Annotated in this window: 16 protein-coding genes and 1 riboswitch; of the genes, 9 read left to right on the forward strand and 7 right to left on the reverse strand. The window is 63.1% G+C overall.

Annotated features, from left to right (window positions below; all coding sequences use genetic code 11):
- Positions 1–127: 127 nt before the first annotated feature.
- On the reverse strand, positions 128–1,453 hold the full coding sequence (gene xylA, locus AC0L2B_RS30520) for a xylose isomerase (protein WP_128244556.1): 1,326 nt from the start codon (positions 1,451–1,453) through the stop codon (positions 128–130).
- Between the two features lie 113 nt (positions 1,454–1,566).
- On the opposite strand from xylA, the gene AC0L2B_RS30525 reads away from it, so the two are divergent.
- Positions 1,567–1,929: a nuclear transport factor 2 family protein gene (locus AC0L2B_RS30525; protein ID WP_128244555.1), complete on the forward strand. Its 363-nt coding sequence runs from the start codon at positions 1,567–1,569 to the stop codon at positions 1,927–1,929.
- Positions 1,930–1,964: 35 nt separating this feature from the next.
- Here the strand turns inward: AC0L2B_RS30525 and xylB are convergent, their stop codons facing one another.
- The 3 genes from xylB to AC0L2B_RS30540 form a co-directional block, all read right to left on the reverse strand.
- Positions 1,965–3,419 (reverse strand): xylulokinase, encoded by a 1,455-nt coding sequence (gene xylB, locus AC0L2B_RS30530; protein WP_473748012.1) that lies wholly within the window; start codon positions 3,417–3,419, stop codon positions 1,965–1,967.
- Between the two features lie 83 nt (positions 3,420–3,502).
- Positions 3,503–4,825, reverse strand: coding sequence for a tetratricopeptide repeat protein (locus AC0L2B_RS30535; RefSeq protein ID WP_473748013.1), 1,323 nt, complete (start codon positions 4,823–4,825; stop codon positions 3,503–3,505).
- Between the two features lie 9 nt (positions 4,826–4,834).
- Entirely contained in the window at positions 4,835–5,458 is a 624-nt protein-coding gene (locus tag AC0L2B_RS30540; RefSeq protein WP_077375225.1) for a LysE family translocator, read from the reverse strand.
- 188 nt (positions 5,459–5,646) lie between these two features.
- Here AC0L2B_RS30540 and AC0L2B_RS30545 point away from each other — a divergent pair, with 188 nt between their 5' ends.
- From AC0L2B_RS30545 to AC0L2B_RS30565, 5 genes are all read left to right on the forward strand, one after another.
- Positions 5,647–6,414: a L,D-transpeptidase gene (locus AC0L2B_RS30545; protein WP_473748014.1), complete on the forward strand. Its 768-nt coding sequence runs from the start codon at positions 5,647–5,649 to the stop codon at positions 6,412–6,414.
- A 119-nt stretch (positions 6,415–6,533) separates the two neighbouring features.
- Complete coding sequence (locus tag AC0L2B_RS30550) at positions 6,534–7,700, forward strand: diphosphate--fructose-6-phosphate 1-phosphotransferase (RefSeq protein WP_128244551.1); 1,167 nt, start codon at positions 6,534–6,536, stop codon at positions 7,698–7,700.
- A 32-nt stretch (positions 7,701–7,732) separates the two neighbouring features.
- On the forward strand, positions 7,733–8,452 hold the full coding sequence (locus AC0L2B_RS30555) for an MBL fold metallo-hydrolase (RefSeq protein ID WP_473748015.1): 720 nt from the start codon (positions 7,733–7,735) through the stop codon (positions 8,450–8,452).
- Positions 8,453–8,536: 84 nt separating this feature from the next.
- Entirely contained in the window at positions 8,537–9,148 is a 612-nt protein-coding gene (locus tag AC0L2B_RS30560) for a molybdopterin-dependent oxidoreductase (RefSeq protein ID WP_473748016.1), read from the forward strand.
- Positions 9,145–9,891, forward strand: coding sequence for an FAD-binding oxidoreductase (locus AC0L2B_RS30565; RefSeq protein ID WP_473748017.1), 747 nt, complete (start codon positions 9,145–9,147; stop codon positions 9,889–9,891). The genes AC0L2B_RS30560 and AC0L2B_RS30565 overlap by 4 nt, the downstream gene beginning before the upstream one ends.
- Positions 9,892–9,900: 9 nt before the next feature.
- Here the strand turns inward: AC0L2B_RS30565 and AC0L2B_RS30570 are convergent, their stop codons facing one another.
- Together AC0L2B_RS30570 and AC0L2B_RS30575 are read right to left on the reverse strand one after the other, a co-directional pair.
- Positions 9,901–11,031, reverse strand: coding sequence for an FAD-binding oxidoreductase (locus AC0L2B_RS30570; RefSeq protein WP_473748018.1), 1,131 nt, complete (start codon positions 11,029–11,031; stop codon positions 9,901–9,903).
- 23 nt (positions 11,032–11,054) lie between these two features.
- Positions 11,055–12,302, reverse strand: a complete 1,248-nt coding sequence (locus AC0L2B_RS30575) for an aromatic ring-hydroxylating oxygenase subunit alpha (RefSeq protein ID WP_473748019.1) — start codon at positions 12,300–12,302, stop codon at positions 11,055–11,057.
- Positions 12,303–12,415: 113 nt separating this feature from the next.
- Positions 12,416–12,618: riboswitch (cobalamin riboswitch) on the reverse strand.
- 507 nt (positions 12,619–13,125) lie between these two features.
- Here AC0L2B_RS30575 and AC0L2B_RS30580 point away from each other — a divergent pair.
- From AC0L2B_RS30580 to AC0L2B_RS30590, 3 genes are all read left to right on the forward strand, one after another.
- Positions 13,126–13,332 carry a DUF680 domain-containing protein gene (locus tag AC0L2B_RS30580; protein ID WP_473748020.1) on the forward strand — a complete coding sequence of 69 codons (207 nt, stop codon included), beginning with the start codon at positions 13,126–13,128 and terminating at the stop codon, positions 13,330–13,332.
- Positions 13,333–13,399: 67 nt separating this feature from the next.
- A complete protein-coding gene (locus tag AC0L2B_RS30585; RefSeq protein ID WP_473748021.1) occupies positions 13,400–13,624 on the forward strand; it encodes a DUF680 domain-containing protein in 225 nt (74 codons plus the stop codon).
- A gap of 74 nt (positions 13,625–13,698) precedes the next feature.
- Positions 13,699–13,935 carry a DUF680 domain-containing protein gene (locus AC0L2B_RS30590; protein WP_023796852.1) on the forward strand — a complete coding sequence of 79 codons (237 nt, stop codon included), beginning with the start codon at positions 13,699–13,701 and terminating at the stop codon, positions 13,933–13,935.
- 190 nt (positions 13,936–14,125) lie between these two features.
- On the opposite strand, the gene AC0L2B_RS30595 is transcribed toward AC0L2B_RS30590, so the two are convergent.
- Positions 14,126–15,238: an ABC transporter ATP-binding protein gene (locus tag AC0L2B_RS30595; protein ID WP_023796851.1), complete on the reverse strand. Its 1,113-nt coding sequence runs from the start codon at positions 15,236–15,238 to the stop codon at positions 14,126–14,128.
- Between the last annotated feature and the right edge of the window lie 9 nt (positions 15,239–15,247).

Consider the following 15,247-nt stretch of genomic DNA (forward strand, 5'->3'; position numbering starts at 1 on the left):
GGCTGTTTGAAGGCAAGAGCGAGGCGATTGAGGGGCGGTGCGAGGCAAAACCTTGTCGTCGGTTCCGCCCTCGCGCAAAGCTGTTCCGGGCCGGCGGGTCGGTCAACAGACCCGCCGGTGCGGCACCTCAGACGTATCGGTTGACGATATTCTCGAGCAGTTCCTGGCGGCCGGATCTCGGCTGCGGCTCGATCTTCTTCTTGACGACGCGCTCGGTGATCTCCTCCAGCGTCCGCTTGCCGGCAAGCATCGCCTTGGCCTCGGCCGAGTTCCAGCCAGCATAGCGCTCGGCCAACGGTCCCGACAGCGCCTTGTCCCCGACCATGCGAGCGGCGGCCTTGAGGCCGCGTGCACAGCAATCCATGCCGCCGATATGGCCAATCAGCAGATCCTGCGGATCGAGCGACTGTCGCCGAAGCTTGGCGTCGAAATTGGTGCCGCCGGTCTTGAAGCCACCGGCCTGCAGGACCTGATAATAGGCCAATGCCATCTCCGGCACGTTGTTGGGGAACTGGTCGGTGTCCCAGCCCGACTGGTAGTCGTTGCGGTTCATGTCGATCGAGCCGAAGATGCCGAGCGCATTGGCCAGCGCCAGTTCATGCTCGAAGGAATGGCCGGCCAGGATCGCGTGGCCCTGCTCGATGTTGAGCTTGACCTCCTTCTCCAGCCCGAAGCGTTTCAGGAAGCCGTAGACGGTGGCGACGTCATAGTCGTACTGGTGCTTGGTCGGTTCCTGCGGCTTCGGCTCGATCAGGATGGTGCCCTTGAAGCCGATCCGGTGCTTGTAGTCTACGACCAGGTTGAGGAAGCGGCCGGCCTGTTCCTGTTCGCGGGCAAGGTCGGTGTTGAGCAGCGTCTCATAGCCCTCGCGGCCGCCCCACAGCACATAATTGTCGCCCTTCAGCCGCTTGGTGACGTCGATGCAGTGTTTGACCGTCGCTGCCGCATAGGCAAAGACGTCCGGGTCGGGATTGGTGGCGGCTCCCGCCATGAAGCGGCGATTGGAGAACAGGTTGGCCGTGCCCCAAAGCAGCTTGACCCCGGTCTTCTTCATCTTCGCCGCAAAATAGTCTGATATCTCGTCGAGCCGCGCGGCACTTTCAGAAAAATCTTTTCCCTCCGGCCGCACATCGGCATCGTGGAAGCAGAAATAGGGAACACCCAGCAGCGAAAACATGTCGAAGGCAACATCGGCCTTGAGCTTGGCCAGTTCCATCGTGTCGGTGCCACCAGCCTCGGCGAACCACGGCCGCTCAAAGGTCTGGCCGCCGAACGGATCGCCGCCCGGCCAGGCGAAGGAATGCCAGTAGGCGACGGCAAAGCGCAAATGGTCTTCCAGCCGCTTGCCGGCGACGATTTCATCGGGATTGTAGAACCGGTAGGCCAGCGGATTGGTCGAATCCGGCCCCTCGTATTTGATCTTCTGGATGTCGCCGAAAAAGCCGCTGGTCATGTCTGTCTGTCCTCTCGCAGGGTTCGGTCCTGATTACCTCAGGCGTAATTGGTTTCGCGCTGGCGCTGGATGAAAAAGGTCATGTCAAAGCCAATCAACAACGGAGACAGACCATGACCGACCTCAACACGATCGCCGAAAACTACATCGCCACATGGAACGAGAGCGATGCCGCGCGCCGGCAAGCCTTGCTCAAGGCGGCCTTCACCGATGACATCAGCTACCGCGATCCGATCGTGCAGGGAGACGGCCACAATGGCCTCGCCGCACTGATCGATGGTGTCCAAAAACGTTTTGCCGGCTTCCGGTTTTCGCTGAAGGGCAAGCCGGATGGGTTTGGCGACACGATCCGCTTCTCGTGGAATCTCGGGCCGGAAGGCACCGATTCCGTCATCGAAGGCACCGACATCGGCGTCATCGAGAATGGCCGCCTGAAAAGCGTCACCGGCTTTCTCGACAAGGTCCCGGCACAGTGAGGTGATCTCGGGCCGCGGCGGGGGTGGGAAACCACTCACGCCGTGGCCGTCTTGATAGCCGGGTAAAGCAAGCGGTAGCGCTGATAGGCATCCGCATAGGCGTTGCTTAGCGCGGCGACCGGCTCGATTGTGGCATCGGTGGCCGGCGCCGTGCACACTCTGAGCGGATCGGCGCCCGTCGCCGCGATCAGGCCAAGCCTCGCTGCACCGAAGGCGGCGCCGAAATCGCCGTCGGCGGGAATGTCGACGGGCAGGCCGAGCGCGGTGGCGATTGCCTTTAGCCAGTAGTGCGAGCGCGAGCCGCCGCCGATCGCCGTCACCCGCGTCACCGTCGTGCCGGCTTTGGCCAGGGCTTCGAGACTGTCGCGGAAGGCGAAAGCCACGCCCTCCAGCACGGCCTGGGTCAACACGGCGCGGCTCGATTCATGCGCAAGCCCGGTAAACGAGCCGCGAATGGCCGCATCATTGTGCGGGGTGCGCTCGCCCGAGAGATAGGGCAGGAAGGACACGCCGGTCGGCGCCTTCAGCGTATCGCCGAGCTCGGCGGTCAGCTCGCCGGCGCCTTTGCCTGAAATCTCGGACAGCCAGTTGAGCGAATCGGTTGCCGACAGGATGACGCCCATCTGGTGCCAGGTGTCGGGCAACGCGTGGCAGAATGTGTGCACCGCGCTTTCCGGGTTGGGCAGATAGGACGCATTGGCGGCAAACAGCACGCCTGACGTGCCAAGCGAGACAAAGGCCTGGCCGGCGGCGACCGTGCCCATGCCGCAGGCCGACGCCGCATTGTCGCCGGCGCCACCGGCGATCGGGATGCCCGCCTGCATCCCCCATTTCGAGGCCAGTTCGCTGCGCAACGCGCCAGCCTTCTCAGTGCCTTCGACCAGTGACGGCATCTGCTTCTCGTCGAGCGACGTGGCGGAAAGCAGGTCGGATGACCAGCCTCGCTTGCCGACATCGAGCCAGGACGTGCCGGCCGAGTCCGACATCTCCGAAATATGCTCGCCGGTGAGCCAGAGCCGCAGAAAATCCTTTGGCAGCAAGACCTTTGCCAGTTTGGCGAAAATATCCGGCTCATTGTTTCTCACCCAGACCAGCTTTGGCGCGGTGAAACCGGGAAACACGATGTTGCCGGTCAGCTTGCGAAAGCGCGGGTCGGCGTCGAGCTTGGCAGCCTCGGCATGGCTGCGCGTGTCGTTCCACAGGATGCAGGAGCGCAGCACCTGGTCGCCGGCATCGAGCAATGTAGCGCCATGCATCTGGCCGGAGAGGCCGATGCCCTTCACGGCGGCGAGCTGTTCTGGATGAGAAACCTTGAGCTCGGCGATCGCTTCCTCGCAGGCGCGGATCCACTCGGCGGGGTTCTGCTCCGACCAGCCGGGGTGCGGCCGCGACACGTCGAGTGACGCGTGGCCGGAGCCGACGATGCTCTGCCCGGCATCGATCAACAGCGCCTTGACGCCCGACGTGCCCAGATCGAGGCCGAGATACATGGTGTCCTCCCATTGCCATTAATTTTTTCGGATCTCGAAAAAATCTGACTTGGCAGTTTTTTTAAGACAAGATCCGCCTCCGGTCAATTCTCCGACAAATCGGCAGCGCGCCGCGAAAGCAGCGCCGAGAGCGGGCTGGCGGGCCGCGCCAGCGCGCGTTCCGCGGCAAGTGCCCTTGCCAACGCACGGTCGCCCGACCGCAGCGCCGCCTCGATCAGCGTCAGGTCGATGACGTCGCGTTGCGCATGACTGCCGCCGAAGCGGTGGGCGATCGCCCGGATGGGTCGGATCAGGCGGACCGTCTCGGCAAAATTGCCGTCGCCGAACGCCTTGATGGCGAGCGTCAGGGGATGGCCGACATCCCGGGTAAAGGCGGCGTTGTCGTCGTTGGCGTGCATGGCCTCGCGCTGTGTTTCGAGCAAGGTGCGAGCCGGCGCTTCCTGGCCGGCGCCGACGAGGGCCATCATTGCGTGGGCATCGTTGAAGGCATAGTTGCCGGCGCTGGCCTTCGCCCAGTTGGCGGCGAGCGCCGCCCAGCGGCCGCCGACATCGACGCCGCCGAGATGCAGCCGCCACAGAATCGCCGAAGCATCGACCATGTTGAGCGCCAGCGTCGAGCGTTCGCCGTAGATTGGGCCGTCATAGAGCGCCAACGCCTCGTCGGTTTCGCCGAGATCGTAGTGGAACAGCGCCAGATGCCACCAATTATGCACTTTCAGGAAGCTTTCACGCGTCCACGCGTCGGGGTTGGCGCGCATCCAAGCGATGCCGTCCCTTTGCCGGCTCTGCATTTCCATGACATGGGCGACGGCGTGCTGCGCCCAGCCGTCGCGCGGCTCGATGTCGACTGCCATGCGGCCAAGCTTTTCGGCGCGCGCATAGTCGCCCATTTCCTCCAGTCCGAACGCCTGCATGCCGAGTATGGCGTGGTAGCCCGGCATGCCGCTTTGCCACGATGGCAGCGCGCGGCCGATGCGGTCGCGCAGCATGCGGGCATTGCCGGTGAAGAAATCGATCTGGTGCCCGGTCTGCAGCGCCAGCGCATCGAGCGGAAACTCGATGGCGATATTCTCGAGCAGACGAGCGGCTTCATGCCAGCATCCTGCGGCAAGATGGCCAAGTGCTGCGACATGCGCCTGCTCACGCGGCGTGGCGGCAAGCGGCAGTGCCGCCTCGTGGCATGTCCTGGCCACGGCTGTCGCCTCGCGCTCGGTGGCGAGGCCGAAGAGATAACCCTTGAACACATGCGCCATGACGAAGCCGGGATCCTCGGCGATGGCGCGATCCATCGAGCCGACCGGATCGCCGATGAAGCATTGCATTTCGCGCACGGCCTGGCTGTAAGGCGAGAACCCGGCCTCCGTCGCGCCCGAAAACGTCAGCCCGAATGCATCCCTGACTGCCACGTCATGTCCTCAATTGCCCGAGCGCATCGCCACTGTGGCGATGCCGGCGCCGACCAGCAGCGTGCCGCCGGTGCGGTTGAAGATGCGGATCGCCTTCGGGTTGCGAACGACGTTGCGTGCCCTTGCGGCGATCAGCGCGTAACCGAAGGCATTGGCGAAAGCGAGCGCCAGGAAAGTCGTCTCGAAGATCAGCATCTGCGTCCAGAAATCGGCATGCCGGTCGAGGAACTGTGGCAGGAAGGCGACGAAGAAGGTGATGCTTTTCGGATTGAGCGCGGTGACCAGCCAGGCATGCGCCATCATCTTGGCCGAGGACACCGCGTCCAGGCGCGGCTCGGCCTTGAGCGTGCCACCGGCGCGAAACAGCTTTATGCCGAGATAGATCAGATAGCCGGCGCCGACCACCTTCAGCACCGTGAACACGGTGGCCGACGCCGCCAGCAGCGCGCCGATGCCAAGCATCGACAGCGTCATCGCGGTAAAATCGCCAAACGCCACGCCAACCGCCATCGGCAGCGCCGTGCGCCAGCCCTGGCCGAGCGCATAGGACACGACCAGAAGGATAGTTGGGCCGGGAATGACAAGAAGGATCGTCGAGGCGGCGGCAAAGGCGGCCCAGTTTTCGAAGGACATGTTCGTCTCCTTGAGCTCAAAGAAGAGGATAAATCCTTGGGCTCACAAAGATGTAAAGGGGCAAAAATCGAAAATGCCCCTGGTTAACATCAGGCGACGGTTCTTCACGCTTTTTCAACCATGATTGGTGAAAATGCACTCTATCCGGCCGGACCGTGTTTCCCGCCGACAGCGTAGGGTTTGGGTAGATGCGTGAGTTGCCGCAAGGTCTGACGCCGCCGCACAATGGCGTCGAAATCGAAATTTCCGAAATCCAGCTTTCCCGCCGCGCAGTGTTGTCCGGTGCCGGTGCGCTGGCGCTGCTCGGCGTCGCCGGCTGCAGCCAGACGCTCGACCTGTCGGCGCTGCAACTCGACGCCGTCACCACCGGCGCGATCACCCCTGTCCGCCCAAGCATCAGCGTCGACAAGAACATCACCAGCCCTGGTGTGATGTATGCCTCCGTCACCGACGGCGGCTTCACGCTGCCGGAAGTGCCCTACCTCAAGGTCAAGCCGGAGTTTCGCCGCCAGATCGTCGTCGACCCGACCGGCGAGCAGCCCGGCACCATCGTCGTCCATTCGCAGGAGCGGCTGCTTTACCTGGTGCAGCCCGGCGGTGACGCGATCCGTTACGGCGTCGGCATCGGCAAGGAAGGCTTTCGCTGGTCCGGCCGCGCCAACATCCAGTACGGCAAGGAATGGCCGACCTGGAGGCCGCCGGCCGAGATGATCGCCCGCAAGCCGGAACTGGTGAAATGGCAGGCCGGGCAGCCCGGCGGCCTCGACAACCCGCTCGGAGCACGTGCGCTGTACATCTACCAGAACGGCCAGGACACCGGCTACCGCATCCACGGTTCGCCCGAATGGTGGAGCATCGGCCAGGCGATGTCGTCGGGCTGCGTTCGCCTGATCAATCAGGACATCATCGACCTCTACAGCCGCGTCTCCAGGAGGAACCCGGTCGTCGTCGTCTGACCCTCCCGGTCATCGTCTGAACTCGAGGCGGCTGATGCGGCCGCTCGACTCTCCCGTTGCGCGATCTCGCAAGACAGGCGAATGTGCCCTGCAAAGTCACTGCTCGGGAGACGTGAAGCATGTCCGGAACTTTTGTCATCGCACAAGGCGGCGGCCCGACCGCCGTCATCAACCAGACGGTGGTGGGCGCCACACTCGAGATCCGCAAGCGGCATCCCGGCGCCAAGGTCCTGGGCTCCATCCATGGCGTGCGCGGCATCCGCGACGGCAACTATGTCGATCTTTCGGCTATCCCTGAGGACCGGTTGCGGTTGATTGCTGCGACGCCGAGCGCCGCGCTTGGCTCGACCCGCGACAAGCCGGACGAGGCCTATTGCGAGATCATCCTCAACGGCCTGAACAAGGCGGGCGCCGATGCCTTCATCTATATCGGCGGCAACGACACGTCGGGCACGCAGCAGATCCTGACCGACGCCGCCGGCGGCAAGATGGTTTTCGTCCATGCGCCGAAAACCATCGACAACGATCTCGAGGAGAACGACCACACGCCCGGCTTCATTTCGGCAGCCGAGTTCGTCGCCGGCGCCTTTCTCTCGGTCGACCTCGACTTCCGTGCTCTGCCCGGCATCTATGTCGGCATCGTCATGGGGCGGCATGCCGGTTTCCTCACCGCCGCCGCCGCCGCATGGCAGCTTGATCCCGACAGCGGCCCGCATCTCGTCTATGTGCCGGAGCGTCCGTTCTCGGCTGCGGCCTTCATCGACGATGTTCGCGCCACGCTTGATCGCCACAAGCGCTGCATCGTCGCAGTCTCCGAAGGCGTCAGCACCGCCGACGGCAAGGCGCTGGTCGAAAGTCTTGTCCCGCCGGACAAACTGGAGCGCGATGCGCATGGCAACGTCAAGCTGTCGGGCAGCGACCTGCCGGCCGCCCTCGAGCGTGCGCTGGCCGAAGGATTGCCAGGCAAGCGGGCCCGCGTCGATGCGCTCGGCTACATGCCGCGCGGCTATGTCGGCGCCATCAACCCCGTGGATGCACAGGAAGCCTTTGATGCCGGCGTCTTTGCGGTCGCCGTGGCCGAACAGGGCGGCGGCTCGGTGGCGCTGCAATATGACGGCAAGAAAACCGTGCTGAACAAGGTGCCGCTGAAAAACGTTGCTGGCAAGACCCGTCACATGCCCGACGATTTCATGCTGCCTGAGGTCAATCAGCTCTCCGATGCAGGAATGGCCTATCTGAAGCGGCTGGTTCCCGAAAAGTACAAGGTCGGAAAGCCGTTCGTCTGAGCCGGCTCGCTTCTGATGCCGGAATCTTCGTGATGCGTGACTGGTTCAGCAAGATCGTCATCGACGCCGATACGACGATGCTGACCGAGCCGTTCGTGCATGATTTCGTGCGCGCCAACATCTGGCATCTGCGCGGCCGCGACGTCGACCTGCTTGTCGACACCGGCATGGGGATTTGCCCGCTGGCGTCGGAGATCGACACGCCTGATGGCAAGCCGCTGCTCGTCGTCGCCACCCATATCCACCTCGACCATGTCGGCTCGCTGCACGAATTCCCGCTGCGAGCCGGGCCGAGGATGAGTGCTGCGCAATTCGACAGCATGGATGACGCCGTCACCTACGCCCACATGTTTCATGATCTCGACGGCGCCGTCTCGAAGCTGCCGGCACCGGCCTGGAGAGCGGCCGAATACAGAATCCAGCCGGCGCCGCTGACACGGACGCTTGACGAGGGCGATCTGGTCGACCTTGGCGACCGGCAATTCCGGGTGCTGCATCTGCCCGGCCATTCGCCGGATACGATCGCGCTGTTCGATGAGGCCGACGGCCTGTTCTTCGCCGGCGACGCCATCTCCGACGCCTTGCTGATCGACGACCTGCCGGATTCCGACCGATCAGCCTATCGCCGAACCATGCAGCGGCTGCTCGATCTGCCTGTCAGCATCGGCCATGGCGGCCATGGACCAAGCTTCGACGCCAAACGGATGCGCGAGATCGCCACCGGTTATCTCAGGCGAACAGACGGCGCATAAGCCAAGAATCTGGTTGCCCGCCAGAGTATCTTTGACAACATTGGTGAAGGCCGACAGGCGGCCTGATGCAAACGGATTGTCTCGATGGTCACCCGCGGCTTCTCTTCAGGACGAAAGCCCCCGACGGATGCGGATGCGCGTATCCCGCCGGGACAATATCTCGAGCAAGGGTTTCCGGTGCTGTCGGCCGGGCCGACGCCGCCTGTGCGCACCGAGGACTGGTCGTTCACGCTCAAGCACGGACCGCGGCCGATCAAGACGTGGAACTGGACAGAGTTCAACGCGCTGCCTTTGACCAAGATGACCCGCGACATCCACTGCGTCACCGCGTGGACCAAGTTCGACACGGCGTGGCAAGGGGTGCTGGTCGACGATATTCTGGCGGATGCCGGTATCGAGCCACCGACGGCCTTCACGCTGGCGCTGTCCTTCGACGGCTATACAACCAATGTGCCGACGCAGGATCTCACTGCCGGCAAGGCGATGGTGGCGCTGCTTTACGAAGGCAGGCCGATCACGCCGGACCATGGCGGCCCGGCGCGGCTGCTGGTTCCGCATCTCTATTTCTGGAAGTCGGCCAAATGGCTGAACGGCCTGCAGTTCACCGAGCGCGACGAGCCCGGCTTCTGGGAGCTGCGCGGCTATCACATCTATGGCGACCCGTGGCGCGAGCAGCGCTATACGGGCGATCCATGAGCGACGCGCCGGCGGCGCAGTCGCCCTGGCAGACGGTGACCATCGCCCGCATCGAAAAGCGCACGCCGCGCGTCGCCAGCTTTTTCCTCCAGCCGTCGCGGCCCTTCGCCTATCGTGCCGGGCAGCATGTCGATGTCAGGCTGACGGCGCCGGACGGCTATCAGGCGCGCCGCTCCTACTCAATCGCCTCGGCGCCGGAAGCCGGCGAGACGATCGAGCTGGCGATCGAAAGGCTCGATGATGGCGAGATCTCGCCCTTCTTCCACGATATCGCGGCGGTTGGCGACGAGGTCGAGTTGCGCGGACCGCTCGGTGGCCACTTCGTCTGGTCCGACAGCGACGGCGGCCCGCTTCTGCTGGTCGGCGGCGGGTCCGGCGTGGTACCGCTGATGGCGATGATCCGCCATCGCGCCGCGCGCAGATCGGCGGTGCCCGTGGCATTGGTATTTTCCGCACGGGTCTGGGACGAGGTGATCTTTCGCGACGAGCTGATCGACTTCCACGATCGCCGGGACGGCTTCGATCTGGTGTTGGCGCTGACCCGCGAGGCCGCCCCGCGCCCGTCAGACTATTCGCGGCGGGTCGATGCCGCGATGATGGAGCAATCGATGCTGCGGCTGCCCGCGCCGCCAAGGTTCGCCTTTGTCTGCGGCTCGAATGCCTTCGTGTCAGCCGCCGCCCAGGCGCTGATCGATGCCGGCGTTCCGGCAAGCCTCATCCGCACCGAGCGCTACGGGGTTTAAGCTCCCCGGTCAGGCGTCGATCTCGAGCGCCGCCAGCGGCTTCGAACAGCAGGCAAGGATGAAGCCGTCGTCGATCTCGTGATCGAGGATGCCGCCATTGTGGCTCATCTCGACCGTGCCCGAGACCTTTTTCACCTTGCAGGTTCCGCACAGGCCGAACTCGCAGGCTGCGGGGATGCGTACGCCCGAAGCGCGCGCCGTCTGCAGCACGGTCTGGCCGGCAACGCATTCGGCATCAATATCCGAAAGCGAAAAGCGGATCGGCGTTGCGGCCTCGGCAGGTACCTCGATCCCGCCCTCTGCTGGCCCACCTTTTGCCGGCCCACCCTCTGCCGGCGAACCGAACGGGGCCGGAATTTCCTCCACCGCCGGGGCCGCAAAGCTCTCCTGATGGTAGTTGGCCATGTCGAAGCCGGCCGCCTCCAGCATCTGCCGCACGGCGCGCATGAACGGGCCGGGGCCGCAGCAGAAAATTTCGCGCTCGCGAAAATCGGGCGCCAGCAGCGGCAGCCGTATCGCGTCGATCCGGCCCATATGGCCGAACCAGCCCTCACGGCTGGACCGCTCCTCGATCATGAAGCCGAGCGTCAGGCCCGGCATGCGGCTGCCGAGCAGCTCGAGCTCCTTGCGGAAGATGATCTCCTCGGGCTTTCGCGCGCAGTTGACGAAGCCGACATCTGTCCATGGCGCGCAGTCGTTCAGCCAGCGCAGCATCGACATCATCGGCGTCACGCCTGAGCCGGCCGAAATGAACAGATACTTGGCCGCTGGATGGCTGTGCAGCGAAAAGTCGCCCGCCGGCCCATAGGCCTTCACGTGAACGCCGGGCTTCAGATTGTCGAACATCCAGCGGGTGCCGAGGCTGCCGGCCTGCGCTTTCACCGTCACCGCGATCGAGAACGGCCTCGACGGCGAGGACGACAGCGTATAGGTCCGCATCATCGGGCCCTCGGTGGTCGGCAGTTCCAGCGTCACGAACTGCCCCGGTCTGTAGCGGAACCAGGTCTGGTTGTCAGAGCGGAAGGTGAAGGTCTTCACGTCAGGCGCCTCGTCGCTGACGCCGATGACTTCCAGCACCTGGAGCCTGTCGTTCCAGGGCGCCATCTCGTCGAGATGGCGGTAGAGGCCAAGGTCCGTCATCGCATTCATCCCCTTGACCTCGTTCAGGCGACGCTGCGCAGCGCCGGCCGCCCGGCCTCGGCAAGGCGCGGCCCGATGAAGGAGGCGTACCATTCGACGAACTGGATGACGCCGCCCTCATGCAGTTCCGAATAGGGGCCGGGCTCATAGGCCGGCGACAGGATGCCGAAGGCGTTTTCCTCGACAATGCGACGGTCCTGGTCGTTGGTCTCGGTCCAGACATGGGTGAGTTCGGCGAGGTCGTAATCGACGCCTTCGACCGCGTCCTTGTGGACAAGCCATTTGGTGGTGACGGCCGTTTCCGTGGCACTGATCGGCAGCACGCGGAAGGTGACGGCATGATCGCCGAGGATATGGTTCCAACTCGTCGGATAGTGATAGAGCAGCAGCGAGCCGATACGGTCGGTCGAAACGCTGTCGGAAAGGTTCTTCTTCACCGCGCGTCTTCCCGTCATCGTGTAGCTGACGGCGTCGCGCAGCAGCGGCGCGCGGGTGACGCGATACTGCCCGGCCGGATCGATGCGGAACTTGCTCGGCAAGCCCGCCGCCTCGCATTTCGCCCAGTGCGCGAGCATCTCCGGATCGCTGTCGGCGCCCTGCACGCCGGTCACGGTCGGCGCTTCCGGGAATGTCTTGCAGAGTTCCGGATGGTTGCCGGCGCAATGGTAGCACTCGCGGTTGTTCTCCCAGACGAGCTTCCAGTTGCCCTTCTCGACGATGGTCGATTCGAAGGCGATTTTTGCCTCGCGCAGCCGGTGCGGCAGCAGGTAAGGCTCGATCATGGCGCGCATCGGCGCGAAGTCGGCCGGCTCGTTGGCCAAGCAGATAAAGATGTAGCCGGCAACGCTTTCGCAAGCCACCGGCTTCAGGCTGAACTGGCTCTTGTCGAAGCCGTCTGCCATCTGGCGAGCAAACAACAGCCGGCCGTCCAGCTCGTAGGTCCACTGGTGATAGGGGCAGACCAGCTTCGCCGCAGTGCCCTTGTCGGCATTGCAGACACGGCTGCCGCGATGCCGGCAGGAATTGTGGAAGGCATTGATCTTGCCTTGCTGGTCGCGGACCAGCACGACCGGATAGTCGCCGATCTGGGCGGTGATATAGCTGCCAGCTTTCGGCAACTCGCAATCGTGGCCGATGAACAGCCAGTCGCGATACCAGATCAGCTCCATGTCGAGCTTGAAGAAATCTGGATCGGTGTAGAAGGGCTGCTCGAGCGAATAGCCTTGCCTGCGGCCGTGCAAGAGCCTCAGCATGTCGTTGCGCGCGTCCATGTCCTGTCCTCGTGTAAGGACTGAACTGGTGGTGATGGAGGGAGGACCGTTTGCACGCCGGCGACAGGGCCGGACGTGCATCATCCACCTCTTGACCGCCCACCGCGATCAGTCGAGTCTGAAAATCTCGGGCTGGTTTCCGGGCTCTGGAGTGTCCTTGCGGACTCGTCGCGACACCTTCCCAGGCTTGTGGCCCAGTGGTCTCCCGTTGCGACTTGAACTCCACCACCGTTGCGGGGGCAGCGCCGGGTTCTGACCGGCTTCCCAATTCTCCGCTTCGTCGTCACCAAGCGGCACCTGAGATGGCGTGATCTAATCATGCCGGCCGGCTGACTGCCGGCATGAAAGCGACATCGTATCCATGCGGCGCGACACCGCCTGCGAAACCTGCAGGTTTATATCTGCAGGGCTGAAACCCCACTTTGTCGGCGGCCATTGTCGGCTGCCGTGACATCGAATCCGACCCGCGGCGGCGACCAGGAAGGTTAACAGTTTACAAAAGTGACTATTAGCCGCCTCTAAAATCGAACCGAACGGTTCGTTTCTGTTGACAATGAGTACAGCATGCTGTGAACGCAGATCCGCCAATCCGTCAAATCATGAATGGCTAATTTTGAATAAGATATTGAAAACGAACCATAAAACCATGGTAGTAGATGCTTCTGGTACAATTTCAAGGTGTAGATTCTTGGTCCATACGGAACAACTTCGTGATTGGAATCCGCCGAATGGCCTTCCCACATCGGGGCTGTCCGAACGACGCGCGCATCCTCCCAAGACACGCCGCTAGACGGACTGAAGACTAAGATACTGGAGTACTAAAATGAAAAAGATCGCTCTTGCTGCCGTCGCCGCTCTGGCCATCACCGGCAGCGCCTTTGCCGGCAGCGACCATTATGGGTCCAACGCCGCCACCCAGCCGACTGCTTCGGTCGACAGCTCGTATACGGCCTCTGTCCAGACGCCGGCTCACGCTGAAAAGCAGCCCGTTGGCCAGGGCGCCGACCGCAACCTTTTCGGCAACAATTAACAGCTGGTCCCAAACAGCAAAGTGGCGGTCCGCCGCTCGGGATCTGAGGAACTCAGGAGTATTTGAAATGAAGAAGCTCATTCTTGCCACCGCCGCCATTGTGGCCATATCCGGCAGCGCTTTTGCCGGCAGCGACAACTTTGGATCGAACGGCGCCAACCAGCCGGCCGCTGCGGTCGACAGCAACTCGTACACGGCTTCGATTCGGAATTCGGCTTCGCCGCAGAATCCGGTTCCGGCTGACGAGAAACCCGTCAACGGCAGCGACCGTAACCTGTTCGGCAACAACTAACAGTTCGTTCCAACAGCGGCGGCGGCATTTGCCCGCCGGGCTGGCGGAACCAAGAAAATCCAGGAGTTTTGAAAATGAAGAAGATCGTTCTTACCGCCGCCGCGCTTTTGATTGCTGCGGGCGGCGCTTTTGCCGGTAGCGACAACTTTGGCAGAACCGACATCAACAAGCAGGCGACCATCAACGTCGACAACACGCAGACTTCTTCGGTACGCAATACCGGCTCGCCGGTCTACAAGCTGCTCAACTCGTCGGGCGACGTACAGAAGTCGGCCCCGCAGGGCAGCGACCGGAACCTGTTCGGCCGCTAGCGCATCGGCCCGAAAATCGGTTCCGATTCTCGGAAAGCACGATGCGCAGGTTTAAAGTGTTGGAGCGTACCTTTGTGCGTCCACTTGGACGCACGTCGCTCTAACAGCGACCGGAACGCACAAGAGTGGCGGCTTTGCCCGCCGCTCTCGTTTTTGGGTCACCAAACATCCATCAGTTCGGCTGCTGCTCTCAGGCTGCCTTTGCTTCCGCTTTGTGGAGCGTGAATGAATGTCCGTCGGCATCGAAAATATGCAGGTCGCCGGCATCGGCATTCAACCGCAGCGCAGCGCCGCGCTTGACTCCGACATTGCCTGGCAGCTTGGTGACCAGCGGCAGGTCGGCGCGGCCGATGTCGACATAGACGAGCTGGACCTCGCCGAGTTGCTCGACATAATCCACCGTTCCCTCGAAAAGATAATCCGCCCCGGTGGCGATCGTCAGATCTTCCGGCCGCACGCCGAAGCTCACCGAAGCGCCCTTCACCGACGCCGGCGTGGCGATCGGCACCGTCGCCTTGCGCCCGCCGACATGACTGACGATGGTCGGGTCGCCTGATTTGTCGATCGTCGCCGGCAGGATGTTCATGGCCGGCGAGCCGATGAACTGGGCGACGAACAGATTGCCGGGTCTCTTGTAGAGCTCCATCGGCGTGCCGACCTGCTCGATATGGCCCTCCTTGAGCACCACGATGCGGTCGGCCAGCGTCATCGCCTCGACCTGGTCGTGGGTGACGTAGATCATCGTTGTAGCAGGCATCGATTCCTTGAGCTTGGCGATCTCGATGCGGGTGGCGACGCGCAGCGCCGCGTCGAGGTTCGACAGCGGCTCGTCGAACAGGAAGACCTTGGGGTTGCGCACGATGGCGCGGCCGATGGCGACGCGCTGGCGCTGGCCGCCCGACATCGCCTTGGGCAGGCGGTCGAGATATTTGGTCAGCTGCAGGATTTCCGCCGCCTGGCGCACCCGCTTGTCGATCTCGGCCTTGCTCTCCTTGCCGATCTTCATCGAGAACGCCATGTTGTCGTAGACAGTCATGTGCGGATAGAGCGCATAGGACTGGAACACCATGGCGATGCCGCGCTTCGACGGCGGCACGTCGTTCACCACCTCGCCGTCGATCTTGAGCTCGCCGGAGGTGATTTCCTCAAGCCCGGCGATCGACCGCAGCAAGGTCGACTTGCCACAGCCCGAAGGGCCGACGAAGACGATGAACTCGCCCGACTTTATGTCGAGGTCAATGCCATGGAGAATGTTGAGATTGCCGTATGATTTCTTCACTTGCCTTAGCGTGACATCGGCCATGGGTTCCCT

This window comes from Mesorhizobium sp. WSM4815 (assembly GCF_055811575.1).